This is a genomic window from Paracoccus everestensis (assembly GCF_021491915.1).
Classification (GTDB): domain Bacteria; phylum Pseudomonadota; class Alphaproteobacteria; order Rhodobacterales; family Rhodobacteraceae; genus Paracoccus; species Paracoccus everestensis.
The window spans coordinates 647,325-673,254 of sequence record NZ_CP090836.1 but is presented as its reverse complement, the minus strand read 5'-3'; the positions used below and the strand labels follow the sequence as shown (position 1 = coordinate 673,254).

The 25,930-nt window shown below is 67.5% G+C and carries 25 protein-coding genes; 13 read left to right on the top strand and 12 right to left on the bottom strand.

Annotated elements, in window-relative coordinates; translation table 11 throughout:
- The first annotated feature begins 16 nt into the window (after window positions 1–16).
- Window positions 17–571 carry an MOSC domain-containing protein gene (locus LZ585_RS03380; RefSeq protein ID WP_234855042.1) on the top strand — a complete coding sequence of 185 codons (555 nt, stop codon included), beginning with the start codon at window positions 17–19 and terminating at the stop codon, window positions 569–571.
- Here LZ585_RS03380 and ygfZ read toward each other — a convergent pair.
- Both ygfZ and LZ585_RS03370 read right to left on the bottom strand, forming a co-directional pair.
- Entirely contained in the window at window positions 563–1,282 is a 720-nt protein-coding gene (gene ygfZ, locus LZ585_RS03375; protein WP_234855041.1) for a CAF17-like 4Fe-4S cluster assembly/insertion protein YgfZ, read from the bottom strand. The two genes, LZ585_RS03380 and ygfZ, sit on opposite strands and share 9 nt — an antisense overlap.
- Window positions 1,279–3,036, bottom strand: coding sequence for an ABC transporter ATP-binding protein (locus LZ585_RS03370; protein ID WP_234855743.1), 1,758 nt, complete (start codon window positions 3,034–3,036; stop codon window positions 1,279–1,281). Before LZ585_RS03370 ends, ygfZ begins: the two co-directional genes overlap by 4 nt.
- Before the next feature lie 143 nt (window positions 3,037–3,179).
- Between LZ585_RS03370 and LZ585_RS03365 the strand changes: the two genes are divergently transcribed.
- The gene (locus tag LZ585_RS03365) at window positions 3,180–4,352 is read left to right on the top strand and encodes a pyridoxal-phosphate-dependent aminotransferase family protein (protein ID WP_234855040.1); all 1,173 of its coding nucleotides are present in this window, start codon (window positions 3,180–3,182) and stop codon (window positions 4,350–4,352) included.
- A 3-nt stretch (window positions 4,353–4,355) separates the two neighbouring features.
- Here LZ585_RS03365 and copM read toward each other — a convergent pair whose 3' ends face one another.
- The 3 genes from copM to LZ585_RS03350 form a co-directional block, all read right to left on the bottom strand.
- Window positions 4,356–4,727: a CopM family metallochaperone gene (gene copM, locus LZ585_RS03360; RefSeq protein WP_234855039.1), complete on the bottom strand. Its 372-nt coding sequence runs from the start codon at window positions 4,725–4,727 to the stop codon at window positions 4,356–4,358.
- An 80-nt stretch (window positions 4,728–4,807) separates the two neighbouring features.
- Window positions 4,808–5,374 (bottom strand): RsmD family RNA methyltransferase, encoded by a 567-nt coding sequence (locus LZ585_RS03355; RefSeq protein WP_234855038.1) that lies wholly within the window; start codon window positions 5,372–5,374, stop codon window positions 4,808–4,810.
- Window positions 5,375–5,444: 70 nt separating this feature from the next.
- Window positions 5,445–6,647 carry an NAD(P)/FAD-dependent oxidoreductase gene (locus tag LZ585_RS03350; protein ID WP_234855037.1) on the bottom strand — a complete coding sequence of 401 codons (1,203 nt, stop codon included), beginning with the start codon at window positions 6,645–6,647 and terminating at the stop codon, window positions 5,445–5,447.
- Between the two features lie 80 nt (window positions 6,648–6,727).
- Between LZ585_RS03350 and LZ585_RS03345 the strand changes: the two genes are divergently transcribed.
- On the top strand, window positions 6,728–7,213 hold the full coding sequence (locus LZ585_RS03345) for a peroxiredoxin (RefSeq protein WP_234855036.1): 486 nt from the start codon (window positions 6,728–6,730) through the stop codon (window positions 7,211–7,213).
- Between the two features lie 40 nt (window positions 7,214–7,253).
- Here the strand turns inward: LZ585_RS03345 and LZ585_RS03340 are convergent, their stop codons facing one another.
- From LZ585_RS03340 to LZ585_RS03325, 4 genes are all read right to left on the bottom strand, one after another.
- Window positions 7,254–8,384 carry a GNAT family N-acetyltransferase gene (locus LZ585_RS03340; RefSeq protein ID WP_234855035.1) on the bottom strand — a complete coding sequence of 377 codons (1,131 nt, stop codon included), beginning with the start codon at window positions 8,382–8,384 and terminating at the stop codon, window positions 7,254–7,256.
- A gap of 115 nt (window positions 8,385–8,499) precedes the next feature.
- Window positions 8,500–9,252, bottom strand: coding sequence for a glycerophosphodiester phosphodiesterase family protein (locus LZ585_RS03335; protein WP_234855034.1), 753 nt, complete (start codon window positions 9,250–9,252; stop codon window positions 8,500–8,502).
- Window positions 9,252–9,707, bottom strand: a complete 456-nt coding sequence (locus LZ585_RS03330; protein ID WP_234855033.1) for a RidA family protein — start codon at window positions 9,705–9,707, stop codon at window positions 9,252–9,254. Before LZ585_RS03330 ends, LZ585_RS03335 begins: the two co-directional genes overlap by 1 nt.
- Window positions 9,708–9,757: 50 nt before the next feature.
- The gene (locus LZ585_RS03325; protein ID WP_234855032.1) at window positions 9,758–13,210 is read right to left on the bottom strand and encodes a chromosome segregation SMC family protein; all 3,453 of its coding nucleotides are present in this window, start codon (window positions 13,208–13,210) and stop codon (window positions 9,758–9,760) included.
- A 142-nt stretch (window positions 13,211–13,352) separates the two neighbouring features.
- On the opposite strand from LZ585_RS03325, the gene LZ585_RS03320 reads away from it, so the two are divergent.
- The 3 genes from LZ585_RS03320 to LZ585_RS03310 all read left to right on the top strand — a co-directional run bounded on the left by LZ585_RS03320 (window position 13,353) and on the right by LZ585_RS03310 (window position 14,860).
- Entirely contained in the window at window positions 13,353–13,733 is a 381-nt protein-coding gene (locus tag LZ585_RS03320; RefSeq protein WP_234855031.1) for a CidA/LrgA family protein, read from the top strand.
- Window positions 13,726–14,442 carry an LrgB family protein gene (locus LZ585_RS03315; RefSeq protein WP_234855030.1) on the top strand — a complete coding sequence of 239 codons (717 nt, stop codon included), beginning with the start codon at window positions 13,726–13,728 and terminating at the stop codon, window positions 14,440–14,442. Before LZ585_RS03320 ends, LZ585_RS03315 begins: the two co-directional genes overlap by 8 nt.
- 67 nt (window positions 14,443–14,509) lie before the next feature.
- Window positions 14,510–14,860, top strand: coding sequence for a DUF2513 domain-containing protein (locus LZ585_RS03310; RefSeq protein WP_234855029.1), 351 nt, complete (start codon window positions 14,510–14,512; stop codon window positions 14,858–14,860).
- A gap of 27 nt (window positions 14,861–14,887) precedes the next feature.
- Here the strand turns inward: LZ585_RS03310 and mog are convergent, their stop codons facing one another.
- Window positions 14,888–15,436: a molybdopterin adenylyltransferase gene (mog, locus tag LZ585_RS03305; protein WP_234855028.1), complete on the bottom strand. Its 549-nt coding sequence runs from the start codon at window positions 15,434–15,436 to the stop codon at window positions 14,888–14,890.
- 99 nt (window positions 15,437–15,535) lie between these two features.
- Complete coding sequence (locus LZ585_RS03300; RefSeq protein ID WP_234855027.1) at window positions 15,536–16,762, bottom strand: argininosuccinate synthase; 1,227 nt, start codon at window positions 16,760–16,762, stop codon at window positions 15,536–15,538.
- Window positions 16,763–16,876: 114 nt separating this feature from the next.
- Here LZ585_RS03300 and ilvA point away from each other — a divergent pair, with 114 nt between their 5' ends.
- Both ilvA and LZ585_RS03290 read left to right on the top strand, forming a co-directional pair.
- Window positions 16,877–18,133, top strand: coding sequence for a threonine ammonia-lyase IlvA (gene ilvA, locus LZ585_RS03295; RefSeq protein WP_234855026.1), 1,257 nt, complete (start codon window positions 16,877–16,879; stop codon window positions 18,131–18,133).
- A 61-nt stretch (window positions 18,134–18,194) separates the two neighbouring features.
- Window positions 18,195–19,496 carry a PP2C family protein-serine/threonine phosphatase gene (locus tag LZ585_RS03290; RefSeq protein WP_234855025.1) on the top strand — a complete coding sequence of 434 codons (1,302 nt, stop codon included), beginning with the start codon at window positions 18,195–18,197 and terminating at the stop codon, window positions 19,494–19,496.
- Here LZ585_RS03290 and LZ585_RS03285 read toward each other — a convergent pair.
- Entirely contained in the window at window positions 19,493–19,936 is a 444-nt protein-coding gene (locus LZ585_RS03285) for an NUDIX domain-containing protein (protein ID WP_234855024.1), read from the bottom strand. The two genes, LZ585_RS03290 and LZ585_RS03285, sit on opposite strands and share 4 nt — an antisense overlap.
- A 144-nt stretch (window positions 19,937–20,080) precedes the next feature.
- On the opposite strand from LZ585_RS03285, the gene hslO reads away from it, so the two are divergent.
- From hslO to LZ585_RS03260, 5 genes are read left to right on the top strand one after another with little or no spacing between them, the layout of a single operon-like run.
- Window positions 20,081–21,094 (top strand): Hsp33 family molecular chaperone HslO, encoded by a 1,014-nt coding sequence (gene hslO, locus LZ585_RS03280; protein ID WP_234855023.1) that lies wholly within the window; start codon window positions 20,081–20,083, stop codon window positions 21,092–21,094.
- Window positions 21,091–21,684 carry a CoA pyrophosphatase gene (locus LZ585_RS03275; RefSeq protein WP_234855022.1) on the top strand — a complete coding sequence of 198 codons (594 nt, stop codon included), beginning with the start codon at window positions 21,091–21,093 and terminating at the stop codon, window positions 21,682–21,684. The genes hslO and LZ585_RS03275 overlap by 4 nt, the downstream gene beginning before the upstream one ends.
- Entirely contained in the window at window positions 21,681–22,820 is a 1,140-nt protein-coding gene (locus LZ585_RS03270; protein ID WP_234855021.1) for a CCA tRNA nucleotidyltransferase, read from the top strand. Before LZ585_RS03275 ends, LZ585_RS03270 begins: the two co-directional genes overlap by 4 nt.
- Complete coding sequence (locus tag LZ585_RS03265; protein WP_234855020.1) at window positions 22,817–24,661, top strand: ABC transporter ATP-binding protein; 1,845 nt, start codon at window positions 22,817–22,819, stop codon at window positions 24,659–24,661. Before LZ585_RS03270 ends, LZ585_RS03265 begins: the two co-directional genes overlap by 4 nt.
- The gene (locus LZ585_RS03260) at window positions 24,658–25,896 is read left to right on the top strand and encodes a class I SAM-dependent RNA methyltransferase (RefSeq protein ID WP_234855019.1); all 1,239 of its coding nucleotides are present in this window, start codon (window positions 24,658–24,660) and stop codon (window positions 25,894–25,896) included. The genes LZ585_RS03265 and LZ585_RS03260 overlap by 4 nt, the downstream gene beginning before the upstream one ends.
- The last annotated feature ends 34 nt before the right edge of the window (window positions 25,897–25,930 follow it).

The following is a 25,930-nucleotide window of genomic DNA, read 5'->3' as shown; positions in this document are numbered from 1 at the left end:
CCGCACCCGGTTCAAAATGATGCCCCACGTCACTGCCGACGACCTGTCCCGCGCCCTGCCCCATGTGCTGTCTGCGCCCAGGGACGACGCGCGGGCCGAATGCCTGTGCTTCCGCCCCGGCTTCAACCAGCGGAGCTTTCCGGATCGGCTGCCCCTGACGCGCGCCGACGGCATTCCCGGCGAACGCTGGCGGACGGCGCCCTGGCTCCGGCTGGCCGACGGATCGCCCGATCCGCGCATCCAGGTGTCGATCCTGCCGCGCCGGGTGATGGATGCGGTCTGGCTGGACCGGGACAATACGCCCCACCCCGGCGACACGATCGTCTGCGACCTGGACACGAGCCACGCGAACCTGCCTGTGGGCACCCTGCTGCGCGCAGGCTCGGCAGTGCTGCGGGTGTCTGACGTGTTCAACGACGGCTGCGTCAAATGGAAGGTGCGTTACGGCAAGGCGGCGAAGGACTGGATCACCGCGCCCGGCCACCCCGAGTTGCGCCTGCGCGGCATCCTGTGTTCGGTCGAACAGGACGGAGAGGTCGCCCTGGGCGATCCGGTCCGCAAGCTAGTCTGACAACAGCCGCGCCGACCCTGCCTGCATATCCGGCCCCAGGCGGTCGAACCGCACATGCGCCAGGGCATGGCCGCCCGATTGGGTGAACAGCGTCCCCACCTCTTTTCCATCCGCCATGATCGGCGTGCCGACCGGCGCCTCGCCCTCGATCCGCAGGCGGGTCAGGCCCTTGCGCAGCTCGGTCTTGTGCTTCATCCGGGCCGTGACCTCCTGGCCGACATAGCAGCCCTTGCGGAAATCGACGCCGTGCAGGCGTTCGAACCCTGCCTCCAGGATAAAGGTCTCGTTCGGGATCAGTTCGACCAGGGTTTCGGGGATCACCTGTTCCACGCGGATGGCATCGAAATCGGTGCCGTCGTCGCCCGTGCCGCCATAGGACCGCCAGCCAAGCGCCGGGTGCCGGGGATCGGCGATGGCCCCTTCTGGCGCAGGCCCGGTGCCGCGTGCGACCGTCAGGGCGACAGGCTCGATGGCAACCCTGGACCGCAGCTTGTACATCCCCAGGCGGCGGATCAGGTCATCGGCCAAGCGGGCGTCCACGTCGATCAGCAGCGCATCGCCATCGGGCAGGATCAGGAAATCGGCCAGATACTTGCCCTGCGGTGTCAGCAGCGCGGCCCAGCAGGGCGCGCGATTCACGTCGTTGCTGACCAGCCCTTGCAGAAAGGCCACGCGGTCGTCGCCTGTGACGCGGATGATCTGGCGGGTCATTGGCTTTCTCCGAATTGCAGGGCGACAAGGCGGGCATAGGCGCCGCCCTGGGCCATCAACTGGGCATGATCGCCCTGTTCCACAACCCGGCCCTGCTCGATCACCACGATCTTGTCGGCGTTGCGGATGGTGGACAGGCGGTGCGCGATGACCAGCGTCGTCCGCCCCTCAGACAGCGTTTCCAGCGCCGCCTGCACCAGCCGTTCGCTGGCGGTGTCCAGGGCGCTCGTCGCCTCGTCCAGCAGCAGCACGGGCGCGTCGCGCAGGATGGCGCGGGCGATGCCGATGCGCTGGCGCTGCCCCCCCGACAGGGCCGATCCGCGCGGACCTGCCGGGCTGTCCAGGCCCCTGGGCAAGGCGCCCACGAAATCGCTGACATGGGCCGCGTCCATGGCCCGCGACAAGGCGGCATCGTCGGCACCCGGGCGCCCCATCAGGATATTGTCGCGCAGCGATTCATCAAACAGCGCGGAATCCTGCGCCACGGTCGAAAACTGGTCGCGCAGCACGCAGAGGTCGAAATCCTGCACCGCGACTCCGCCAATCGTGACCTGGCCACGGTCGGGATCCACCATCCGGGTCAGCAGGTTGAACGTGGTCGATTTTCCCGCGCCGGACGGCCCCACAAGCGCCGTGGTCCTGCCCGCCTCGGCGGTAAAGTCCAGACCCTGCAAGACGGGCTTGTCGTCATAGGACAGCCAGACATCCTGGAAGCGGATCGTGGTTTCGGCGGGCGGCTGGAGGCGCGCGCCCGACCGGATTCGCGGCTGGATGTCAAACACCTGGTAAATCCGCTCCAGGCTGGCCGCGGCCGTCTGCCAGGTGCCTGCCAGCCCGCCCAGCCGCCGCATGGGCTGAAAGGCAAGCGCAAGCGCGGTGAAAAAGGACATGAAATCGCCGATGCTGCGTTCGCCCGCCATCACCTCGCGCCCGCCCAGGGCCAGAACGGCGACAAAGCCCAGGCCCGTGACGATGTCGGTCAGGGCGGGGACGACGCTGCCCATCGCGGCGACTTTGACCTGGGACTGGCGGATGCGGGCGACGATGTCAGCGAAACGGCGGGTCTGGTCGTCTTCGGCCCGGTTCAGCTTGATGGAGGCGATGCCGTGCATCACCTCGTCCAGTCGGGTGGCGCGGGCGCTGGCATTAGCGCGGTTCTGGCGCACCTTGCGGCGGATGTAGCGCTGCACCATGGCGGCGGGCAGGATCAGGATGGGCGCGCCGATCAGGGCGGCCAGCGTCCATTGCGGGTCGATGCTGACCGCCACCGCGAACAGCATGACCAAGGATATCGCATCCCGCGTGGCACTGGTCAGGATCGTGGCCCAGACGCCCTGGACGGCGATGGTGTCGCCCTGGATGCGTTCAATCATCGCGCCGGGCGGGTTTGCCTGGAAGAACCGCCCGTCCAGCGTCATGACATGGGCCAGCAGGTCGCGCTGCATGCCCGTGGAAATCCCCAGCGAGATGCGCGACAGCAGCGACCGGCTGGCGATCAGCGTCACCGCGCGCAGCAGGAAAATCCCCATGATCGCGCTGCCGACCCACCAGATCGCACCCGCTTCCTTGCCCACGAAGACCCGGTCGAACAAGGGCTTCAGCATCCAGGAAATCAGCGCAAGCGTGGACCCTTCCAGCGTCATCAGCGCGAATGCCCCCGCCATGCTGGCGCGGTGGATGCGCAGGTAATCGGTCCAGAACCGGCGCAAAAGGCCGGTGGCGCTTGGTTGGGTCGGGGATGGGGTCACGGGCAGGCGCGCCTTTCGTTACCGGTCCGGGTTGGTTCCAGCCTTAGCCCGACCCAGGCCCCGGCGGCAAGGCAGGGCGCTAAGGGGCGTTGACCTTCGCCCGCGCGGGCACTAGCGATTTTGCAGGATGTGAAGGACAGATGAACGCCATGAGCCTTGCCGCAGGTCGCCCCGTGATCGCCATTCCCGGCCCCTCGCCCGTCCCCGACCGGGTGCTGCGCGCAGCCCATCGCGCCTCGCCCGATATTTATGGCGACGAACTGGCCGACCTGAACCTGACCGTGATGGCGCAGTTGAAGCGGCTCGCGGGGACGCAGGCGCATCTGGCCCCCTATATCGGCAACGGCCATGCCGCATGGGAGGCTGCGGGCGCCAACCTGTTCAACCCCGGCGACCAGGCCTTGGCGCTGACCTCGGGCCATTTCGGGCGGTCCTGGGCGCAGCAGATGGAGGCGATGGGCGTAGCGGTGGAGCGGCTGGACTTCGGCAGCCTGCCCGCCGACCCGGACCTGCTGGCAAGCAGGCTGGCCGAGGACAGGGCCGGCGCGATCAAGGCGGTGATGGTCTGCCAAATCGACACCGCGACCGGGATCATGGCCGACATTCCCGCCCTGCGCGACGCCATGGGCGACCACCCTGCCTTGCTGGTGGTGGATGCCATCGCATCGCTGGGCTGCGCGCCGATGATGATGGACGACTGGGGCGTCGATGTGCTGATCGCGGCCAGCCAGAAGGGCATGATGTGCCCGCCCGGCACCTGCTTCGTGTGGTATTCCGACAAGGCGGCCGCGCGCGGGCGCACCCGCCTGACGACCCCTTACTGGGACTGGCACGCCCGCGCCAATGCCGAGGCGCTGTGGCGGTTCTGGGGCGGCACGCCGCCGGTCCAGCAGATCTTCGCCCTGGACGAGGCGATGCGGATGATCCTGGACGAGGAAGGCCTGTTCGCCGTCTGGGCCCGCCACGCGGCCCTGGCCCGCGCCGTCTGGGCGGCGGCCGACGGATGGGGCGAGGGGGATACGGGCATCCGCTTGTCGGTCGGCGACCCGGCGGCGCGCGCGTCCTCGGTCACGGCGATGGTTCTGCCGGGGGCGGACGGGCTGCGGTCCTGGACGGCGGCGCATTGCGGCGTGACGCTGGGCGTGGGCCTGGGGGCCGATCAGCCGGAAAACGCGCTGCGGGTGGCCCATATGGGCCATGCCAATGCGGGGATGATCCTGGCGGCGCTTGGCGCGATGCAGGCGGGCATGACGGCGCTTGGCATCCCGCACGGGCCGGGGGGACTGGCCGCGGCCGCGCGGGTGCTGGCGGAGCCGGCGTGATGCCTATTGGGAGTGGCCGTTTTTCTTCAGCCAGTCCTGCATCATCTTGATCTCGGCTTCCTGTGCGGCGATGACTTCTTCGGCCAGGGCGCGGATTTCCGGGTCGTCGCCATGTTCCAGGGCAACCTTGGCCATGTCGATGGCGCCCTGGTGATGCGGAATCATGCCGCGCACGAAATCGACATCCGCGTCGCCAGAGGATTCCATGGCCATGTCGCCATGCATCTTCTGCATCACGGCCTCATAGGCCGCTGCGGCATCGTCCGGCGCGCCATGGCCCGCGTGATCATGTCCCGGTTCCTGGGCATAGGCGCCAAAGGCCAAGGCGAACAGGACGGGGCTGAGGCCAAGGCCCCGGCGGATGGATGCGGTCATCGAAACCTCCTTTGCGGCTTGCCTGGGCAGACTGGCGCAATCGGGCAGCCAGGGAAAGCGCGGGCGGAATCACATCCGCGCTAGGCCCCGGGCATCCGGGCCAGCGTGACCACCGTGTCGCCATACCGCCGCTGGTCGATGGGGATCAGCGGGCTGGGGATCAGGGGGGGTCTTCTTTCCTCCCACACCACCACCGCGCCGGGGGCGACCCAGCCCCCCGCCAGGGCCGAGGCGATGGCCCGTTCCCCCAAGCCCTGCGCGTAAGGGGGATCAAGGAACACCAGCCCATAGGCCGCCTCGCGATTGGCGCCCAGCCGCGTGGCATCGTGGCGCAGCAACGCGGTCGCATCCGCCGCGCGGGCCTTGGCGATGTTGCTGCGGATCAAAGCCTGCGCCCTGGCGCCATCCTCGACAAAGCTGGTCCAGGCCGCCCCGCGCGACAGCGCCTCCAGCCCCAGGGCGCCCGTGCCTGCGAACAGGTCCAGAACCCGTGCGCCGGGGACCGGATTGCCATGGCTGCCGTTGACTAGCAGGTTGAAGATCGCCTCGCGCACGCGGTCGGTCGTGGGACGCAGATGGGCAGCTGCGTCGCCCGTACCGACATCGGCCAGCTTCAACCCGCGCAGGGTACCCCCGACAATCCTCATGCTGGCGTCCCGCGACGGCGGGGGGCCTTGCCCCCCGTGCCCCCCAGGATATTTCCGTAAAGAAGAGGCATCAGGCAAGCAGCGTCTTGAGGTTGGCCGCCGTGGCAATGGCGTCGGGGTCCGGGCTGCGGCCCGCTTCGATCAGGCGCTTGCCGATCATAAAGGCGCGAGCGTCGTTCAGCGCATCCACGGCGATCAGGGATCCGTCGCGGAAATACCAGACCGACCCGCCGTGCTGGCCATCCCCCACCCTCGTGACAATCCGGTCATGGCCGGTTCCTAGGCCCGCGATCTGCAGCTTGGCGTCGAACTGGTCCGACCAGAACCATGGCTTGGGGTGATAAGGTTCGTCAGCCCCCAGGATATTGTCGGCCACGGCCTCGGCCATGTCGATGGCATTGCCCACGCTTTCCAGTCGCAGGCGTCTACCCTGCCAGGGAAAGCTTGCGCAATCGCCCGCAGCCCAGATCGCCGGATCCGATGTCCGGCCCCAAGCATCGGTGGCGATCCCGTTGTCCAGCACCAGCCCGGCAGTCTGGGCCAGGTCCGTTTCCGGCAGCACGCCGATGCCCGTGACGATCAGGTCACAAGGCAGTTCGCGGCCGTCGTTCAGCGCCACCCCCGTTGCGCGGTCCGTGCCAGTGATATGCGAGATGCCGGTGTTTTCCAGGATCTGCACCCCGTGGCCCAGATGCAAGGCGCGGATCATGTCCGCCGTTTCGACGGCAGCGACCCGGCCCAAGATGCGCGGCGCGGCCTCGATCACCGTCACCGCCAGGTCCAGCTTGCGAGCAACGGCCGCAGCCTCCAGCCCGATATAGCCGCCGCCGATCACGATCAGGTGGCGGCCCGGCTGCATCTGCGGGGCAAGCGCGTCCACATCGGCCAGGTTGCGGATCACATGAACGCCGGGCAGATCGCCCCCCATGGCGGCGGGCAGGCGGCGGGCCGACGCGCCGGTGGTCAGGGCCAGGGCGTCATAGCCGATCTCACCCGTGCCGGTCGTGACGATGCGTCGTGCCGGATCGACAGCCGTCGCGGTCTCGCCCGGGCGCAGGGTGATCCGCTGGTCGTCCCACCATTCCGGTGACCGCAACGCCAGGCGGTCCAACCCCATCTGTCCCAGCAGATAGGCCTTGGACAAGGGCGGGCGCTGATAAGGAGGCGAAGGCTCGGCACCGACCACGACGATCTCGTCCCCATGGCCCTTGGCGCGCAGCCGCGCCGCCATGGACGCCGCCGCCTGTCCCGCCCCCACGATCACGATCTTCATGCCGGTCCCCGCACGCTGGCCTGTCTTGGGGCCGCACCCTATAGTCGCCGCGAATCCGTTGCAATTCAGGAGGAACAGGAATGACCATCACCGTCGGAGACAAGCTGCCGCAGGGCAAGATGCTGCGCGTGGGCGCGAATGGTCCCGAAGCCGTGGACAGCGCCGATCTGTCCCGGGGCCGCATCGCCCTGTTCGGCGTGCCGGGCGCCTTTACCGGCACCTGCACCAATGCCCATATGCCCAGCTTCGTGCGCAATGCCGACGCCTTCCGGGCCAAGGGCATTGACCGGATCGTCTGCATGACCGTGAACGATCCCTTCGTGGCCGATGCCTGGGCCAAATCCACTGGTGCCGATACGGCCGGGATCGAGGTTCTGGCGGATGCCGACGGCAGCCTGACGAAGGCGCTCGGGCTGAATTTCGACGCTCCTCCCGCAGGACTTCACGGCCGCTGCAAACGCTTTGCCGCGCTGCTGAAGGACGGAGAGATCGAGGTTCTGCAGGTCGAGGACAGCCCCGGTCAATGCACTGTCAGCGCGGGCGAGGGGCTGCTGGAAAAGGCCTGATCACCCGATCCATTCGGGACCGGCGGGGCAGCCTGCCGGTCTAGCCTTCCTTGCGGAAGGGGGTGAACCCGGCCAGGGCCTCGATCTCATCGCCCATGGCGTCGCGTTCGCGGTCCAGATAATCGGCCAGGGCACGCCCAAAGCCTTCGTCGGCAACCCAGTGCAGAGAATGGGTGGCGACCGGTTCATATCCGCGCGCCAGCTTGTGTTCGCCCTGGGCGCCGGCCTCGACCCGCGACAGGCCGCGCGCGATGGCCACGTCGATGGCCTGGTGATAGCACAGTTCGAAATGCAGGAACGGGTGATCCTCGACGCAGCCCCAATAGCGGCCATAGATGGCGTCCGGCCCCAGGAAGTTCAGCGCCCCTGCAACGGGCTGTCCGTCACGTTCTGCCAGGACCAGCAGGATGTCGTTTCGCATCGTCTGGTGCAGGTGGTCGAAAAACGCGCGCGTCAGATAAGGCCGCCCCCATTTGCGGCTGCCGGTATCCTGGTAGAAGGCCCAGAAGGCATCCCAATGATGGGGCCGCAGGTCGTCGCCCGTCAGGTGCCGGATCGTGCCGCCGAACGCCTGCGCCTTGCTGCGTTCCTTGCGCAAATCCTTGCGCTTGCGAGACGACAGCGCGGCCAGGAAATCGTCATAGCTGCCGTAACCTCGGTTCAGCCAATGAAACTGCTGGGTGACGCGAGGCAGAAAGCCGATCCCGGCCCCCGCCTCTGCTTCGGCTTCGGTGCAAAAGGTCACATGGACCCCCGACGCCCCGCCCCGTTCCGCGACCCGCGTCAGACCCGCCAGCAGCGATTGGCGCATGGCAGGATCGCGCGTCAGCAGCCTGGCGCCGGTGACGGGGGTGAATGGCACCGCCGCCTGCAATTTCGGGTAATAGCGCCCGCCCGCGCGTGCATAAGCCTCGGCCCAGGCGTGGTCGAAGATGTATTCGCCCTGGCTGTGGGACTTGGCATAGAGCGGCGCCGCACCCACCACCTTGCCCTCTGCCTCGAGCGTGACGTGCAAGGGTTGCCAGCCGGTCCCCCGCCCTACCGACCCGGATTCCTCCAAGGCCAGCAGAAAGCGATGCGTGGTAAAGGGATTGCCGTCGCCAAGCGCGTCCCAAGTGTCGGGCGGGATCGCGGCGATGGCGGGATGGGTGTTCAGGGTCAGCGCGTTCATGGGGCAAAGCTAGGCGCTCGGGACAGGTTTGTCAGCGGCTGCCTGTTCAGAAAAGCCGGGGACTTTCATCTTGGCCCAAATATCCCACGGGGGTCCGGGGGTGTGAAACCCCCGGCTAGGACGCGGCCCGATAGCCCTCGAAGGTGATGTTCTCCGCAACGCGACGGGCCAATGCCTCCTCGGCTGCGCTGCGGATCGTCCAGCACAAGACTGGCACCCCTTGCGCCTTCAGCGCGTCAAGGCGCGGATTGGCAAGGTCGTGCTTGTCATGGGACACGAAGCAGGCGCCCGACTGGTCGAAATCGTTGATCCCCGCGAGGTGGCTGCGGGTTTCCTCGGGGATGCCGGGCCAGTCCTGCTCGGCGTAGCCGCAGGTCGTCAGGCCGACAGGGATGGCAGGGGCCAGCTTGTGAAAGGCCGCGACCACATGGGGGTTGAAGGACATCACGGCAACCGCCCCGCCATAGCCTTGCAGGACATCCGCCACCCTTTCGTGCAGCCGCCCGATGTCAGGGCCAAGCGACATATCCTGGTCCTTGATCTCGATCAGCAGGGGCACGCGCCCCGCGACAAGATCCAGGAACTGCCGCAGGGTCGGGATAGGGTGGTCGGTCCCCATCAGACGCCGGACCGCCAGGGAATCGGGGGCGAAATCCGTGACAAGGCCCTGGCTGCCCGTCAGCCGCGCGAGGTCGTAATCGTGAAACACCATCGGCGTGCCGTCGCGGGCGGGCTGGATGTCCAGTTCGATCCCATAGCCCGCGTCAATGGCGGCTTGCGCGGCGGCAAGGCTGTTTTCGGGAATGCCAAGGCCGTGCAGGCCGCGATGGGCGATCGGCTTTGTCAGAAAGGCGGCGGGCAGCGCCATCACGCCACCTCGAAGATGGCTTCGACCTCGACCGCGACGCCCAGGGGCAGGGCTGCGGCGGACACGGCGGCGCGGGCATGGCGGCCTGCGTCGCCGAACACCTCGACCATCAGGTCGGAACAGCCGTTGATCACCTTGGGCTGGTCGGTGAAATCCGGGGTGGAATTCACAAAGCCCGTCAGCTTGACCACGCGCTTCATGCGGTCCAGATCGCCCACGGCAGCCTTGAGTTGCGCGATCAGCGACAGCCCGCAGCGGCGCGCGGCGGCGGCGCCCTCCTCGACCGTCATGCCGTCGCCCAGGCGGCCCTTGATCAATCCGCCCTCGTCCTGGCTGATCTGGCCGGACACGAAGACCAGGTTGCCGGTCTGCACAAAGGGCACATAGTTCGCGGCGGGCGCAGGGGCTGCGGGAAGGGTGATGCCCTTGTCGGCCAGGATCGCTTCGATGCTCATGATGTCCCTCGTATGGCTCGGATTCGCGCGGCAGCCTAGCAAGGCATCTGTCACGCGACCAGAGCCTCGGCGCGCTTCAGGTCCACGCTGACAAGCTGGCTGACGCCCTGTTCGACCATGGTCACGCCGAACAGCCGGTCCATGCGCGCCATGGTGACGGCGTGGTGGGTGATGATCAGGAAACGCGTATCGGTGCGCCGCGTCATTGCATCCAGCAGGTCGCAGAAGCGGCTGACATTGGCGTCGTCCAGCGGCGCGTCCACCTCGTCCAGCACGCAGATGGGGGCGGGGTTGGCCAGGAACACCGCAAAGATCAGCGCCATGGCGGTCAGGGTCTGCTCGCCCCCGGACAGCAACGACAAGGTGGACAGCTTCTTGCCCGGAGGCTGGCACAGGATTTCCAGTCCCGCATCCAGCGGATCGTCGGATTCGACCAGCACCAGCCGCGCCTCTCCGCCGCCGAACAGGGTGGTGAACAGCGTGGTGAAATTCGCGTTCACCGCATCGAAAGCCGCCAGCAGCCGTTCGCGCCCTTCGCGGTTCAGGCTGGTGATGCCCGCGCGCAGCGTGCGGATCGCGTCTTCCAGATCGGTCTTCTCAGTCGCAAGCCGGTCGCGCTCGGCTTCCAGCTCTCGCTTGTCTTCCTCGGCGCGCAGGTTGACCGCGCCCAATCCGTCGCGCTGCGTGCGCAACCGGGCGATCCGGTCGTCAAGTGCGGCGGCGGGCGTATCCGGGTCGATCTGCCCCAGTGAGGCCAGCAACGCCTGCGGCGTCGTCTCGGCCTCTTCCTGAATGCGTTGGCGGGCGGCGGCTTCCGCGTCGCGGGCGGCCTCGGTTCGGGCCTCGCGCATGGCGCGGGCTTCGCGGGCCTCGGATGCGGCACGCTCGGCTTCCCGTTCGGCATGGGCGGCACTGCGGGCCCCATCCTCGGCGGCAGACAGGGCATCGCGGGCGTCGGACAATCGCGCCGTCGCCTGCGCTTCCTGTTCCGCCAGGCTGGAACGGCGTTGAGCCAGCAAGGCGGGCTGTGCCTGCGCCTGGGCCAGGTCGTCCGTCGCGGCGTCGCGCCGGTCGATCAGTTCGGCGGCGCGCGTCACGGCCTGTTCCAGCCGCTGCGTCCAGCCGGCCTGGTCCTTGGCGATCTGGTGCAGGCGCCGGGAACGGTCGCTGCCCTCGCGGCGCAATTCGTCAAGGGCCGCGCGGCGCGCCATGGTGGCGATCCGCGCGGCCTCGACCCCGGTGCGGGCATGGTCCAGGGCTGCGGCCGCATCGTCCCGATCAGGCAATTCCGCCAATGCCGCGCAGGCTTGGGCCAAACGGCCGCGCGCGTCATCGGCATCCGCCCCATGCCGGGCCAGTTCCGCGCGTGCCGATTCAGCACGGCTGCGGGCCATCGACAGATCCGATTCCGTTCGCGTCAGGGCGCGGGCCGCATCCGACAGGCTCCGTTCGGCGTCGCGCCGGGCATCGCGGGCGGATTTCTCGGTCGCCGTGGCGTCCGACAGGACGGCCCGCGCGTCCTCATGCGCCTGGATGGCGACATCGGCCCGGGCCTCGGCTTCGGCGGCCTGTTCCGCCAATTCCGCAAGCTGGTTCACCTTTTGCAGGTGCAGCGCAGCGGTGGACGAGGCCTCGCTCGCCATGACCCGCATCCCGTCCCAGCGGAACAGATCGCCCGCAGGCGTGACCAGACGCTGGCCGGGCTGCAACGCGGATTGCAAGAGGTCGGCCGCAGCGGCATCCGCAACAAGCCCCACCTGAGACAACCGTCGCGCCAGAACATCGGGACCATCGACATGAAGCGAAAGGGCGTCCGCGCCGTCCGGCAAGGGCTGCGGATCGTCCCAGGCGGCCAGCAGATGCCAGCCGCTTTCGCCCATTCCGGCCAGTCCCATCCGCAGATCGTCACCAAGCGCCGCGCCAAGGGCAAGCTCGTAGCCCCTGGCGACCGCGACCTTGTCCAGGATCGCCCTGCCCCCGGAGCCACCGCGTTCCACCAGCCGCCGCAATGCGGCCATTTCAGCGGCAAGCGCACCGGCCTCACCCTCTGCCTCGGCCCGTGCGATGCGGGCGGCGGATTCGACCGCCTCGGCCTCGGTGCGGGCGGCCTCGGCGGCGGCCAGCGCGTCCTCGGCGGCTTCGGCGCGCCCGGCGGCGGCTTCCTGCGCCTGTTCCGCCACGGCAAGTGCTTCTTCGGCTGCGGCGCCGGCCTCGGCCGCGCGGTCGGCACCGGCCTGTGCGTCGGCGGCGGCGCGTTCGGACCGGGCCAGCATGGCACGCAAATCCGCCACCAGCCGTTCCGCCGATTGATGTTGCGCCGCCAGCCGGGCGGCCTCGTCGGTCAGTTCCGCCAGCCGCGCCTCGATCTCGCGCAGCGCCTCGGCAGCCTCTTCGGCAGCATGGGCGGCAGCGTCCAGGCGGTCGTCATGGCCCTGGGCGGCGTGCTCCAACGCGGCTTTCTCGGCAGCCAGCCGTTCGACCACCTCGCCGGCATCGCGGTTCAGCGATTCTTCCCGGTCGATGTCATGGGCAAGCTGGGCGATGCGCGCCTGCAGGCCAATGACGGCCTGCGCGGCACGCGCATCGTCGTCATCCAGGGCCTCGCGTTCGACCAGGATGCGCGACAGGATGGCTGCGGCGACCTGTTCTTCCTCGCGCAACGCGGGCAGGGCCGCGTCCGCCGCCTCTCGCCGCGCAGCCGCCTCACGCGATGCCGCCTCGGCGGCGCCCGCATCGCGGATCGCCGTTGTCAGCGCCTCGGCTGCGGCCAGCCGCGCCGCCTCGGCCTCGGACCAGCGGCGATAAAGCAGCGCCCCCTCGGCCAGGCGCAGCGCCGCGCCGATGTCGCGGTATCGCGCGGCGGTGCGGGCCTGCCGGGTCAGCGACACGACCTGGGTGGACAACTGGTCCAGCGTATCATCGACGCGCGTCAGGTTCGCTTCCGCCCCGTTCAGCTTCAGTTCGGCCTCGTGGCGGCGCTGATAAAGCCCGCTGATCCCCGCCGCCTCCTCCAGGATCCGGCGACGGGACCGGGGCTTGGCGCTGATCAGTTCGCTGATCTGGCCCTGCCGCACCAGGGCCGGGCTGTGCGCCCCGGTCGAGGCATCGGCGAACAGCATCTGCACGTCGCGCGCCCGCACGTCCTTGCCGCCGATCTTGTAGGCCGACCCCGCGTCGCGGGTGATCCGGCGCACGATGTCGAACTGGTCATTGTCGTTGAAACCCGCAGGGGCCAGGCGGTCGCGGTTGTCCACCGTCAGCACGACCTCGGCATGGGCGCGGGCCGAACGGCGGGCGGTGCCCGCGAAGATCACGTCCTCCATCCCCTCGCCGCGCATGGCGGTGGGGCGGTTCTCGCCCATGACCCAACGCAGCGCCTCGAGCAGGTTCGACTTGCCGCAGCCGTTCGGGCCGACCACGCCCGTCAGCCCCTCGCGGATGACCAGGTCGGTCGGGTCCACGAAGCTTTTGAAGCCGTTCAGTCGCAGACGGTCGAAGCGCAAGCAGTGGTTCCTTTTTGTTCTTATGCCGATTGTCGCATGACAGGGGTCCGAGTCAACCTGTCCGCGCTATATCTGGCGCAACGCAACACACTTTCCACAAGATCGGCCTAGTCGACGGGCGGTTTCTTGCTACCATTGGCCCATGATCACCGCCCTGTCCCTGATTCTGGCCTTTGAGCTGGTCGGAGAGATCCTGTCCCGCGCCCTGGACCTGCCCCTGCCCGGCCCGGTCGTGGGGCTCTGCCTGCTGGTCGCGGCCTGCATCCTGCGCCCGGCGCTTGCCGCGCGGCTGAGGCCGACTGCCCAGGGCCTGCTGTCGCATCTGTCGCTGTTCTTCGTGCCTGCGGGGGTGGGTGTCGTGGCCCACCTGCCGGTGCTGCAGGAACATGGCATCGGGCTTGCGCTTGCGATCATGGGGTCCACGGTGCTGGCGATCGCGGCGGGGGCGCTGGCCTTCCAGTGGGTGGCACGGTGGACGGGGACGGTCGATCCTTCGGCACTGAAGGGGGCGAGGGATGACTGACCCGGCGCTGATCTGGTCCTATCTGGCCCAAGGGCCGCTGCTGTGGCTGACCGCGACGCTGGTGGCCTATGTGATCGGCGACGCGCTGTTTCGCGCAGCGGGGCGGCAAAGCTGGGCCAATCCGGTGCTGATCGCGGTGATCCTGCTGGCGGCGCTGCTGGGCGCGACAGGCACCAATTACGCCACCTATTTCGAGGGCGCGCAGTTCGTGCATTTCATGCTTGGCCCCGCCACGGTCTGCCTGGCCCTGCCGCTCTATGACAACTTGCCCCGCGTGCGCCGCGCCGCCTGGCCGATGCTGGCAGGTCTGGTCGTGGGATCGGGCGTGGCGATCGTGTCGGCCCTGCTGATCGCCCGCGCCTTCGGGATCAGCGGCCCGGTCCTCGCCTCGCTCGCGCCCAAGTCCACCACCGCCCCCGTCGCCATTGGCATCGCCGAGCGGATCGGCGGCCAGCCGACCCTGACCGCCGCCTTGGTCCTTCTGACCGGCATTTTCGGGGCCATCATCGTGACGCCCCTGCTGAACGTGCTGCGGGTAAGGGACTGGCGCGCGCGCGGCTTCGCCGTGGGGGTCGCCGCACATGGAATTGGGACGGCAAGGGCGTTTCAGGTGAACGAGACGGCAGGCGCGTTCTCGGGGATCGGGATGGGGCTGAACGCGGTGCTGACAGCGGTCATTGCGCCGATTGTGGTGGGGTGGTTGGGGTGAATATTGTAGTAACTTTATCGCACTCTGCGTCACCATCGCTAAATGACTAAGTTGAAGGAGAAAATAATTGAAACGCGATGACGATTTTATTCGATCCTTGCTCTTTGAAGCGGAGGAAAGCAATCAGCCTTTCCTTCTTGCGCCTCTACATATGAGTCCCTCCAATGACGACTTAAAGCGTCACATGCATGCTAAGTGGCTTACGGATGCAGGGTTTTTTCAAGAAGTAAATAAAGGTGTATTCCGCATTACAAACCAAGGCCACGACTATCTAACATCAATCAGAGACGAAGGAATATGGCAGAAAACAAAGGATTCTGCCGCAAAGGTGGGAGGTGTTGGTTTAAGCGTAATGAAAGACATTGCAGTAGCATATATGAAACAAGAGTTAAGCACCAAACTTGGGATAACGATCTAAGACAAAGGCGCATACTTATTCACGCTTTCACTCTGTTCCCGGTCGAAACGCCTTCACCTTTCCCGCATCCGTTTCTACCCTCGCCGCCCCGATCAGATCCAGACAATAAGGCACCGCCGCAAAGACCGCGTTCAAGCACGTTGCAATCGCCGCAGGCTTCCCCGGCAAGGTAATGATCAGCGTCGCGTCCCTGATCACCGCCGTCTGACGCGACAGGATCGCGGTCGGCACCTCGCGCAAGGACGCGCGGCGCATTTCCTCTCCAAAGCCTTCCAGTTCCTTTTCGGCCACGTCCATCACCGCCTCGGGCGTCTGGTCGCGGGGGGCGGGACCGGTGCCGCCGGTGACCAGGATCAGGTCGGCCCCGCCCTCGACCAGTTCGCGCAGGGTCGCGGCCACGCCCTCGCGCCCGTCGGGGATGATCACCTGGCTGATCTGCATGGGCGAGGTTACCACGTCGCGCAGCCAGGCCTCGGCGCCGGGGCCGCCCTTGTCTTCGTATTCGCCGCGGGCGGCGCGGTCGCTGACGGTGACGATGCTGATGCGGGCGGGACGATCGGTTGCGGGGGCGGTCATGCGGCGGGCCTTCTGCTGGACCCGGCCACTGTGGGACAGGGCCGCGCAAAAGAAAAGGCCGCGGGGGTGCCGCGGCCCTTTGTCCGTGATGCGGGCGGCTTACCTGTTCCGCGCGTTGCGGTTCGCGACCAGCTTCAGGCGCAGCGCGTTCAGGCGGATGAAGCCCGCCGCGTCCTTCTGGTCATAGGCGCCCGCGTCGTCCTCGAAGGTGACATGGGCCTCGGAATAAAGCGACTGGTCCGACCAGCGGCCGACGCAGGTGGCCAGCCCCTTGTAAAGCTTCAGCCGCACGGTGCCCGACACGTGTTCCTGCGACTTGTCGATCAGCGCCTGCAGCATCTCGCGTTCGGGGCTGAACCAGAAGCCGTTATAGATCAGTTCCGCATAGCGCGGCATCAGGCTGTCCTTGAGGTGGCCCGACCCGCTGTCCAGCGTGATCTGCTCGATCCCGCGATGGGCTTCCAGCAGGATCGTGCCGCCCGGCGTTTCATAGATGCCGCGCGACTTCATGCCGACGAAGCGGTTTTCCACGAAGTCCAGCCGGCCGATGCCATGCTTGCCACCCAACTCGTTCAACCGGGTCAGGATCGTGGCGGGCGACAGCGCCTGACCGTCGATCGCCACCGCATCGCCGCGTTCAAAGGTGATTTCCACGAATTCCGGCTGGTCCGGCGCATCCTCGGGGTTCACGGTGCGCTGATAAACGTAATCGGGGGCGGCCTCGGCGGGATTTTCCAGCGCCTTGCCCTCGCTGGAGGTGTGCAGCAGGTTCGCGTCCACGCTGAAGGGCGCCTCGCCGCGCTTGTCCTTGGCGATGGGGATCTGGTTCTGTTCGGCGAACTCGATCAGCTTGGTGCGGCTGGTCAGATCCCACAGCCGCCAGGGCGCGATGACCTTGATCGACGGATCCAGCGCATAGGCCGACAGTTCGAACCGCACCTGATCGTTGCCCTTGCCGGTCGCGCCATGGGCCACCGCATCCGCCCCGTGCTGGTGGGCCAGTTCCACAAGCCGCTTGGAAATCAGCGGACGCGCAATCGAGGTGCCCAGCAGATACAGCCCCTCGTACAGCGCATTGGCGCGGAACATGGGGAACACGAAGTCGCGCACGAATTCCTCGCGCAGATCCTCGATGTGGATGCTTTCCGGCGCGATGCCCAGCAGTTCGGCCTTGGCGCGCGCCGGTTCCAGTTCCTCGCCCTGGCCCAGGTCGGCGGTGAAGGTGATCACCTCGCAGCCGTATTCGGTCTGCAGCCATTTCAGGATGATCGAGGTATCCAGCCCGCCCGAATAGGCAAGGACGACTTTTTTCGGCGCGTCAGACATGCGGTTAACCCTTCGGCAAAGTTTCCGGGGCCATAAGGCAGATGGCGCGGTGTCACAAGGGCCGCAGACCGCGTCCCCTTGCCAAACGCCCGCTTTCGCGTCATGCGCAGGCGCATGGAAAACCTTGCCTCCTTTGCCGCCCTGGTCCGCAACGCCGAAATCGCAATCCGCGACCTGTTCGAGCCGACGCCCCTGCAGCGCAACGACCACCTGTCAGCCAAGTTCGGGGCAGAGATCTGGCTCAAGCGAGAGGACCTGACCCCCGTGCGCAGCTACAAGCTGCGGGGCGCGTTCAATGCGATGCGCAAGCGGGTCGTGCCGGGCCAGGCGGCGAATGCGCATTTCGTTTGCGCCAGCGCGGGCAATCACGCGCAGGGCGTGGCCTTTGCCTGCCGTCATTTCGGGGCCAGGGGCACGATCTTCATGCCGGTGACGACGCCCAGGCAGAAGATCGACAAGACCAAGATTTTTGGCGGCGACGCGATCGAGATCGTGCTGACCGGGGATTACTTCGACCAGACGCTGGCCGCATCCCAGGCCTTTGCCACGCAGCAGGATGCGCAGTTCCTGCCCCCCTTCGATTCGGCCGACGTGATCGAGGGGCAGGCGACCGTGGGCCTTGAAATACTGGAACAACTGGGCGGCGCGCCCGACCTGGTGGTGCTGCCCGTGGGCGGGGGCGGACTGTCGGCCGGGATCACGCGATACTTTGCCGACATGGCCCCGGATGTGTCCTTCGCCTTTGCAGAACCGCTGGGCGGGGCCAGCCTGCAAGCCGCGCTGCAACAGGGCGCACCGGTGGCCCTGCCTGCCGTGGACAATTTCGTCGATGGTGCCGCCGTGGCCCGCATCGGCGCCCTGCCCTTCGAGGCGCTGCGCCGCTTCAGCCCCCAGGACGTGTATCTGGCGCCCGAGGATCGCATCTGCATCACCATGCTGGAGATGCTGAACACCGAGGGCGTGGTGCTGGAACCCGCAGGCGCGCTTGCCATCGACGTGCTGGGCGACCTGGGCGATCTGACCGGCAAGCGCGTGGTCTGCGTCTGCTCAGGCGGGAACTTCGACTTCGAGCGCCTGCCCGAGGTCAAGGAACGCGCCCAGCGCTTCGCCGGGGTGAAGAAGTATTTCGTGCTGCGCCTGCCGCAACGTCCCGGCGCGCTGCGCGATTTCCTGGAACTGCTTGGTCCCGACGACGACGTCGCGCGGTTCGAATATCTCAAGAAATCGGCGCGCAACTTCGGCTCGATCCTGATCGGCATCGAAACATCGGCGCCCCAGAACCTGACCGCGCTGAAGACGCGGCTGGATCACGCGGGCTTTGTTTACCGCGACATCACCAACGACGAAATTCTGGCCGAGTTGCTGGTCTGATCTTCGGCTATCGACTTGGCGCTTAACGGGGCCTTTACCGCCAAGGTGTTATCACCTTGGCATGAAACGCGCGAATCGCCAGACCCCTGTTCTTGCCAAGCCGTCCACGAACCGGCTGACGCGGCGCGTCCTGGTTGTCAGCCCCAATGCCGCGCAACGGCGCATCTTCGCGACCCAGCTGAAGCGCGCCCATTACGAGGTGATGGAGGCGGGGTCGGTCGCCGACGCGCTGCAACTGTGCCAGCGGAACGAACCCGACATCATCCTGTCAGACTGGTCCCTTCCCGGCCGGGCGGGAATGGAATCCGGGTTGGATCTGTGCCGGGCCTTCCGGGCCGGTGAACGGCGCAACTACGGCTATTTCGTGCTGCTGACTTCGGCCCAGGACAACGAGGATATCGCCCGAGGACTGGAGGCCGGGGCGGACGATTTCCTGACCAAGCCCGTCACCCAACAGGAATTGCTGGTGCGCCTGGCCGCCGGCGAACGCATCCTGCGGGTCGAGGAGGATTTGCGCGCCAGCAATGCCCGACTTCGCACGGCCCTGGACCAGTTGCGCGACACCCAGGCCGCCATCGACCGCGACCTGACCGAGGCGCGGAAGCTGCAGCAAGGCCTGGTCAAGCAGCGGTCGGGCCGTTTCGGGTCGATCCAGCTGTCGCTGTTGCTGCGCCCTGCGGGCCATATCGGCGGCGACCTGGTGGGATTTTTCCCTATCGGAGAGGACCGGGTGGGCATATACGCCCTGGACGTGTCGGGCCATGGGGTGACGGCGGCGCTGCTGACGGCGCAGTTGTCGGTGCATCTGTCGGGATCGTCCGACCAGAACGTCGCCCTGCGCGCAGCACAAACCGGGACCGATGCAGTCAGCCCGGCTGCCTTGGCGCATTTCTTCAACAACATGATGCTCGAGGAGATGGCGACCGACACCTATTACACGATGATCTATGCCGATCTGAACCATGCGACGGGGCGGCTGCGGATGGTGCAGGCGGGCCATCCCCATCCGGTCCTGCAACGCGCGGACGGGACCGTCCGTCCCTTGGGCAATGGCGGAATGCCCATCGGCGTCTTCGAAAATCCGATCTTCGACGAGATCGACTTGATGCTGGAACCGGGCGACCGGCTGCTGATCTGTTCGGACGGCATCACCGAGGCCACGAGCCCCGCAGGCCGCCTGCTGGGCGACGACGGGGTCGAGGCGATCCTGCGCACCAACGCCTTTCTGGGCGGCCATGTGTTCCTGGAATCCATGGCCTGGTCGGTGTCGGAATATTGCCGGGGCGAACGACAGGACGATATGTCCGCGGTGCTGATCGAATATCTGGCCCCCGCCGAAGCCCTGCCCCTGCCCGGCCGCTAGATCACGTGCCGGAACCGGGCCAGGAAGGCTCGCGCGCCCGGGTCGGCCAGTAGGTCCATGGCAGCACGTGGGCTGGTCCAACGGGCGCTGTGATGCAACTCGGTCGGGGCGGACAAGCGCAGGATCGGGCGGGCGATCCAGATGTGGCACAGCTTTTCGGCGTATTGCCCATAATTCGGCATGAAAGCGAATCGGCGATAGGCGCCCAGCCTGCGGGCGTTGCCGATGGTCCAGCCGGTTTCCTCGAACACCTCGCGGTGCAGGGCGCGCAACCCGGATTCGCCGGGATCGATGCCGCCGCCGGGCAGTTGGAATTCGGCTTCCGGCGCGGACTGGTGGGTCAGCAGCAGCCGTCCGTCGCGAACCAGCAGGGCATAGGCGCCCGGGCGCAACCTGTGACGCTGACCGGGTTGCGGGGGATGGCCGTATCGGCGGATCATCGGGGTCTCCGGTCGTTCGCGCCCCCTCTAGCGCAGCCATGGGACGGGCGAAAGCCGCCCCCTTGGGATTGCCGGCAAACATCCTATATTGGGCGCGACCCGGCCCGCCCTGCGCGGGCCTGCCCAGGATTTCAGGAATAACGCATGAGCAAGATCAACCAGATCGCGTGGGACGACACGGTTTTGCCGTTCCAGCTGGACCGTTCGGACATTCGCGGCCGTGTCGCGCGCCTAGACGGGGTGCTGGACCACATCCTGTCGCGCCACGATTACCCCGCGCCCGTGGGTGCCATGGTGGCCGAACTGGCGCTGCTGGCGGCCCTCGTCGGCCCGACCGTCAAGCTGCGCTGGAAGCTGAGCATGCAGGTCCGCGGCAATGGCGCGATCCGCACGCTGGCCGCCGATTATTATGCCCCCGAACACGACGGCGCACCCGCCCGCATCCGGGCCTGGGCCAGCTTTGACGCCGACCGCCTGGACGACCGTCCGCCCTTTCAGCAGGTGGGCGAGGGGTATTTTGCGATCCTGATCGACCAGGGCCAAGGCTCGCTGCCCTATCAGGGGATCACGCCGCTTGCCGGCGGTTCGCTGTCGGCCTGCGCCCAAACCTATTTCGCGCAATCCGAGCAGTTGCCGACCCGGTTCCAGCTGGCCAGCGGAATGTCGCGCCTGACAGGCCAGGACAGCCATTGGCGCGCCGGGGGCGTGATGCTGCAAACCTTGCCTGCCACCTCCATGCAAGGCGAAGGCGGCAGCGGTGAAGGCGGGCTGATCCAGGCCGCCGACATCCTGCAAGGCGCCGAATCCGAGGATTGGAACCGCGCCAACCTGTTGCTGGACACGGTCGAAGTGCTGGAACTGATCGGCCCCTCGGTCGGGCCCACGGATCTGCTGCTGCGCCTGTTCCACGAGGAGGAACCGCGCGTCTTCGACACGCAGCGGGTGGAATTCGGCTGTTCCTGCACTGCCGACCGGGTGCGCAACACGCTGTCGATCTATTCGGCCAAGGACATCGCGCATATGACCACGGATGCGGGCATCGTCACCGCCGATTGCCAGTTCTGCGGCGCGCATTACGAATTCGACCCGCAAAGCCTGGGGTTCGAAGCCACGTTGGATGCCGACGGCCAGCCCCTGTCCGACAGGGCGGCCGAGTGATCCCGGACTGGTCCGAGGATCGCCTGCGCCAGGCCCTGTCCGTCACGGCGGGGCCGACATCGGATTACGACCTGAACCCGGACGTGGCACCCCCTGCGGGCAACCTGCGTCCGGCGGGGGTGCTGGCGGCGTTCCATCAGGACAACGGCCGGCTGGTCCTGACCAAGCGCGCATCGGGGCTGCGCCACCATCCCGGCCAGATCGCCCTGCCGGGCGGCAAGGTCGATCCGGCGGATGCCGACGTCATTGCCGCCGCCCTGCGCGAGGCGCAGGAGGAGGTGGGGCTGGATCCCGCGCAGGTCGATCTGCTGGGCACCCTACCCCCCCACCGAACTGTGACAGGCTTTGCCGTGACCCCCGTCATCGGCATCATCCGCGGCCCCTTCGACCCCCGCCCCGAACCGGGCGAGGTGGACGAAGCCTTTACCCTGCCCTTTGCCCATGTCGCCGATCCTTCTCGCTATCGCGTGGAACGCCGGCGCTGGCGCGAAGGCTGGCGCAGCTATCACGCGGCGCCCTTTGGCCCATACTACTTGTGGGGCGCGACCGCGCGGATCCTGCTGAGCCTGGCCAAGAGGATGGGGGCGTGACGCAACTTCCAGCCCAGGTCACGGGGGATCCTTCCCTGCAATCGGTTTTCGACGCCATCGAGGCCGGCGGGCACCGCGCCTGGCTGGTGGGGGGCGCGGTCAGGAACGCGTTGCTGGGCGAACCAGTAGGCGATCTGGACCTGGCCACCGATGCGCCGCCCGACGCCGTGATGCGGCTTGCAGAACGGGCAGGATTGAAGCCTGTGCCGACCGGCATCGACCACGGCACGGTGACGGTCGTGGCCGACGGGCGCGGGTTCGAGGTGACGACCCTGCGCCATGATGTCGAAACCGATGGACGCCATGCAGTCGTGGCCTTTTCGGACGATCTGGACGGGGACGCCCGGCGGCGCGATTTCACCATGAACGCGCTTTACGCCGACCGGCATGGCATGGTCATCGACCCAATTGCGGGCCTTGACGACCTGCGCGCCCGCCGGTTGCGCTTTGTGGGCGATCCCGCCCGGCGCATTGCCGAGGATTACCTGCGCATCCTGCGGTTTTTCCGCTTTCTCGCCTGGTATGGCCGCGACGCCGATCCTGCGGCCGTGACGGCCTGCCAAAGCTTGCGCGATGGCTTGGACGGAATTTCGCGCGAACGCATCGGGCAGGAACTGCGCAAGCTGCTGATGGCCCCCGATCCGGTGCCCGCCGTCCGGCTGATGCAGGATACGGGCGTGCTGGACAAGGTCTTGCCGGATGCGACGCCGGATCGGCTTTATGCGCTCCAATCCCCCGCCCCCTGGCTGGCGCGCCTTGCGGCGTTGTCGCAAGCAGACCTGGCCCATGCCCTGCGCTTGTCGCGGTCCGAGGCGCGCGACCATCGCACCCTTGTCACCGCCTTGGCCAACGACTGGTCCTTTGGCCGCATCGCCTATCGCCTGCACGGCGATCTGGCCCATGGCGCTGCGCTGCTGGTGCAGACCGGCCCGTCCGGCCTCCGTCCCGGCTGGCCCGCTGCGCAGGAGGCCGTCCGCCCGCTGCCCATCGCCGCCGCCGACCTGCAACCGCATCTACAAGGCCCCGCCCTAGGCCGGGGCCTGAAAGCTGCTGAAGATGCCTGGATCGACGCGGGCTTCGCCATGCCCGCCCCTGCCTTGATCGACATCGCCCTTTTGGCCGGAGAGGCCCCATGACCCTGCACCACCACCTCGGCCGCCTGATCGACGCCTTTCGCCCCGCCGACGGTCCGCCGCCCGCGACGCTGCTGGCCTTTTTCCGCTGGTGCCTGGCGGGGGCCGGCGGAGGGCTGACGCTGGCCGCCATCGCCTCGGCCTTGGGCGGGGTCGCGGATGTCGTGGCGGCGGTGCTACTGGGCTGGGTGGTCGATGCCATCGCCACGGGCGATCCGGGTGCCTTCTGGTCCCAGAACGGACTTCTGGTGGCGGCATTTGCAGGATTTTTCCTGTTGCTGCGTCCCGTGATCTTCGGCCTGTCCACGGCCACATCCAGCGTGATCATCGGCCCGAACGTGTTGCCCCTTGTGTTGTCGCGCATCCACCGCTGGACGATGGGCCATTCGGTCGCCTTCTTCGACAACGACTTCGCGGGCCGCCTGGCGCAAAAGCAGATGCAGACCGCCCGCGCCGTCACCGATGTCGCATCCGAGATGGTGAACGTGGTGGCCTTTGCCCTGGCCTCGATCCTGGGATCGGCGGCGTTTCTGGTGTCCGTCGATGGTTGGGGGGCGGTGGCCCTGATCCTGTGGCTGTTGTCCTATCTGGTGCTGATCAAGTTCTTCCTGCCGCGCATCCGGGCGAAATCGGGTGCCCGCGCATCGGCCCGCGCGATGATCACGGGCCAGGTCGTCGATACCATCACCAACATCAAGACCGTCAAGCTGTTTGCCCATGCCGAACACGAGGATCGCGCCGCCTTGGGCGCCATGGCCGGATTCCGCGACCGGGCGCTGGATTTCGGTGTGGTCAGCAGCACCTTTCGGATGTCGCTGATGGTGATCGCGGGCGTGTTGCCCGTGATCCTGGTGGGTGGGTCGATCATGCTGTGGCGGCAGGGCCAGGCCACGCCGGGCGACGTGGCGGCGGCAGGCGCCATCGCCATGCGCCTGAGCCAGATGACCGGCTGGGTCAGCATGGCGCTGATGGGCATCTGGGGCAGCGTGGGCGAGGTCGAGGACGGCATGAAGACCCTGTCCCCGCCCCATGCCCTGACCGATGCGCCGGACGCCCTGCCGCTGGACCGCGTCGCGGGGCGCGTCGACTTCGATCATGTGGGCTTTGCCTATGGCCGCGATGCTGGCGGGTTGCAGGACGTGGACCTGCATATCCGTGCGGGCGAAAAGGTCGGCATCGTCGGCGCCTCGGGCGCGGGCAAGTCCACCATGGTCGCGCTGCTGCTGCGTCTTTACGACGTGGAAAAGGGCGCGATCCGCATCGACGGGCAGGATCTTCGCCATGTGACCCAAGAAAGCCTGCGCCGCCAGATCGGCATGGTCACGCAGGAAACGGCGATGTTCAACCGCTCGGCCCGCGACAACATCCTGTACGGCCGCCCCGGCGCCACCCAGCCCGAGATCGAGGCTGCCGCACGGGCAGCCGAGGCGCATGACTTCATCCTGACCCTTCAGGATCACGCGGGGCGCAAAGGCTATGACGCGCATCTGGGCGAACGCGGGGTCAAGCTGTCGGGCGGACAGCGCCAACGGATCGCGCTTGCCCGCGCCTTCCTCAAGGACGCCCCGATCCTGGTCCTGGACGAGGCCACAAGCGCCCTGGACAGCGAGGTCGAGGCCCAGGTCCAGGACGCCCTGGTGCGCGCCATGAAGGGCAAGACCGTGCTGGCCATCGCGCACCGCCTGTCCACCATCGCGGAGCTGGACCGGATCGTCGTCATGGACGACGGGCAGATCGTTGAACAGGGCAGCCATGCGCAACTGCTGGCGCGCGGGGGGCTTTACGCCCGTTACTGGAACCGTCAGTCGGGCGGCTTCCTGGGGACCGAGGAAGCGGCGGAATGACCCTGTGGAGCGTCGAACGCCTGGGCCGGCGCGGCGACGGGGTGGCCGTGGGCAACGCGGGCCGCGCCCTTGCCGCCCTGACCTTGCCGGGCGAAGAAATCGAGGGCGAGGCCGAGGGCGGCCGCATCGCTGCCCCGCGTATCGTCACCCCCTCGCCCGACCGGGTGCGGCCCGTTTGCGCGCATTACCGCGCCTGCGGTGGGTGTTCGCTGATGCACGCGACCGAAGGCTTTACGACCGCTTGGAAACAGCAGGTGGTGACCGCAGCCTTGGCCGTGCGCGGATTGCCCGTGCCGATCGCAGGGATCTATGTCTCGCCCCCCCGGTCGCGGCGGCGGGCGGTGCTGTCGGGCAGGCGCACGAAAAAGGGCGCCCTTGTCGGCTTTCATGCCCGCGCATCCGACGTGATCGTGGATCTGGCGGAATGCCACGTCATGCGCCCCGAGATCACCGCCGCCCTGCCCTTGCTGCGGCGGATCACCGCCGCCGGCGCCTCTCGCGGCGGCGAGCTGTCCATGACCGTGATCCATGGCCCTGCCGGGCTGGACCTAACCGTGACGGGCGGAAAGCCCTTGGATCCCGGTCTGTTCCAGACCCTCGCCGCCCTGGCGGAGGAAGGCGACCTGGCCCGCCTGACGTGGCAGGATCAGACGGGGGACGTACAGCCGATCACCCGCCGTCCGCCCGCCCTGCCCATGGGCCGGGCGCGGGTTCTCCCTCCGCCCGGCGGCTTTTTGCAAGCAACAGCCGAGGGCGAGGCGGCGCTGCTGGGGGCGGTGCGGAATTTCACGGCAGGGGCAACCCGGATCGTCGATTTGTTTTCTGGCTGCGGGACGTTTTCCCTGCCCTTGGCGGAAACTGCATCGGTCCACGCGGTCGAGGGGTTGGCCGCGCCCCTTGCCGCGCTGGATGCCGGTTGGCGGGGCGCGCCAGGCCTCAACCGCGTCACAACCGAGATTCGCGACCTGGCCCGGCGCCCGCTGATGACCGACGAGCTGAACCGCTTTGACGCAATCGTGATCGACCCCCCTCGGGGCGGGGCCGAGGCCCAGGTCCGGGAAATTGCGGCATCCCGGGTGAATCGCCTGGCCTTCGTGGCATGCGATCCGGTCAATTTCTCAAGGGATGCGCAACTTCTTGCCGAAGGTGGATTTGTGCTGGATCGACTGATCGTGGTTGATCAGTTCCGCTGGTCGCCCCACGTCGAAACCGTGGCGGAATTTGTCAGAACCTAGCCAGATCACATTGCCTTGTGATAAGAAACATCCA

Coding starts and splice junctions, on each gene's coding strand:
- LZ585_RS03365 (WP_234855040.1), top strand. CDS start 3,180: ATGAGCCTTGCCGCAGGTCGCCCCGTGATCGCCATTCCCGGCCCCTCG.
- LZ585_RS03340 (WP_234855035.1), bottom strand. CDS start 8,384: ATGAACGCGCTGACCCTGAACACCCATCCCGCCATCGCCGCGATCCCG.
- LZ585_RS03380 (WP_234855042.1), top strand. CDS start 17: ATGATGCCCCACGTCACTGCCGACGACCTGTCCCGCGCCCTGCCCCAT.
- LZ585_RS03345 (WP_234855036.1), top strand. CDS start 6,728: ATGACCATCACCGTCGGAGACAAGCTGCCGCAGGGCAAGATGCTGCGC.
- LZ585_RS03335 (WP_234855034.1), bottom strand. CDS start 9,252: ATGGCGCTGCCCGCCGCCTTTCTGACAAAGCCGATCGCCCATCGCGGC.
- LZ585_RS03355 (WP_234855038.1), bottom strand. CDS start 5,374: ATGAGGATTGTCGGGGGTACCCTGCGCGGGTTGAAGCTGGCCGATGTC.
- copM (WP_234855039.1), bottom strand. CDS start 4,727: ATGACCGCATCCATCCGCCGGGGCCTTGGCCTCAGCCCCGTCCTGTTC.
- LZ585_RS03350 (WP_234855037.1), bottom strand. CDS start 6,647: ATGAAGATCGTGATCGTGGGGGCGGGACAGGCGGCGGCGTCCATGGCG.
- LZ585_RS03330 (WP_234855033.1), bottom strand. CDS start 9,707: ATGAGCATCGAAGCGATCCTGGCCGACAAGGGCATCACCCTTCCCGCA.
- LZ585_RS03265 (WP_234855020.1), top strand. CDS start 22,817: ATGACCCTGCACCACCACCTCGGCCGCCTGATCGACGCCTTTCGCCCC.
- LZ585_RS03320 (WP_234855031.1), top strand. CDS start 13,353: ATGATCACCGCCCTGTCCCTGATTCTGGCCTTTGAGCTGGTCGGAGAG.
- ygfZ (WP_234855041.1), bottom strand. CDS start 1,282: ATGACCCGCCAGATCATCCGCGTCACAGGCGACGACCGCGTGGCCTTT.
- LZ585_RS03300 (WP_234855027.1), bottom strand. CDS start 16,762: ATGTCTGACGCGCCGAAAAAAGTCGTCCTTGCCTATTCGGGCGGGCTG.
- LZ585_RS03260 (WP_234855019.1), top strand. CDS start 24,658: ATGACCCTGTGGAGCGTCGAACGCCTGGGCCGGCGCGGCGACGGGGTG.
- LZ585_RS03315 (WP_234855030.1), top strand. CDS start 13,726: ATGACTGACCCGGCGCTGATCTGGTCCTATCTGGCCCAAGGGCCGCTG.
- LZ585_RS03290 (WP_234855025.1), top strand. CDS start 18,195: ATGAAACGCGCGAATCGCCAGACCCCTGTTCTTGCCAAGCCGTCCACG.
- hslO (WP_234855023.1), top strand. CDS start 20,081: ATGAGCAAGATCAACCAGATCGCGTGGGACGACACGGTTTTGCCGTTC.
- mog (WP_234855028.1), bottom strand. CDS start 15,436: ATGACCGCCCCCGCAACCGATCGTCCCGCCCGCATCAGCATCGTCACC.
- ilvA (WP_234855026.1), top strand. CDS start 16,877: ATGGAAAACCTTGCCTCCTTTGCCGCCCTGGTCCGCAACGCCGAAATC.
- LZ585_RS03285 (WP_234855024.1), bottom strand. CDS start 19,936: ATGATCCGCCGATACGGCCATCCCCCGCAACCCGGTCAGCGTCACAGG.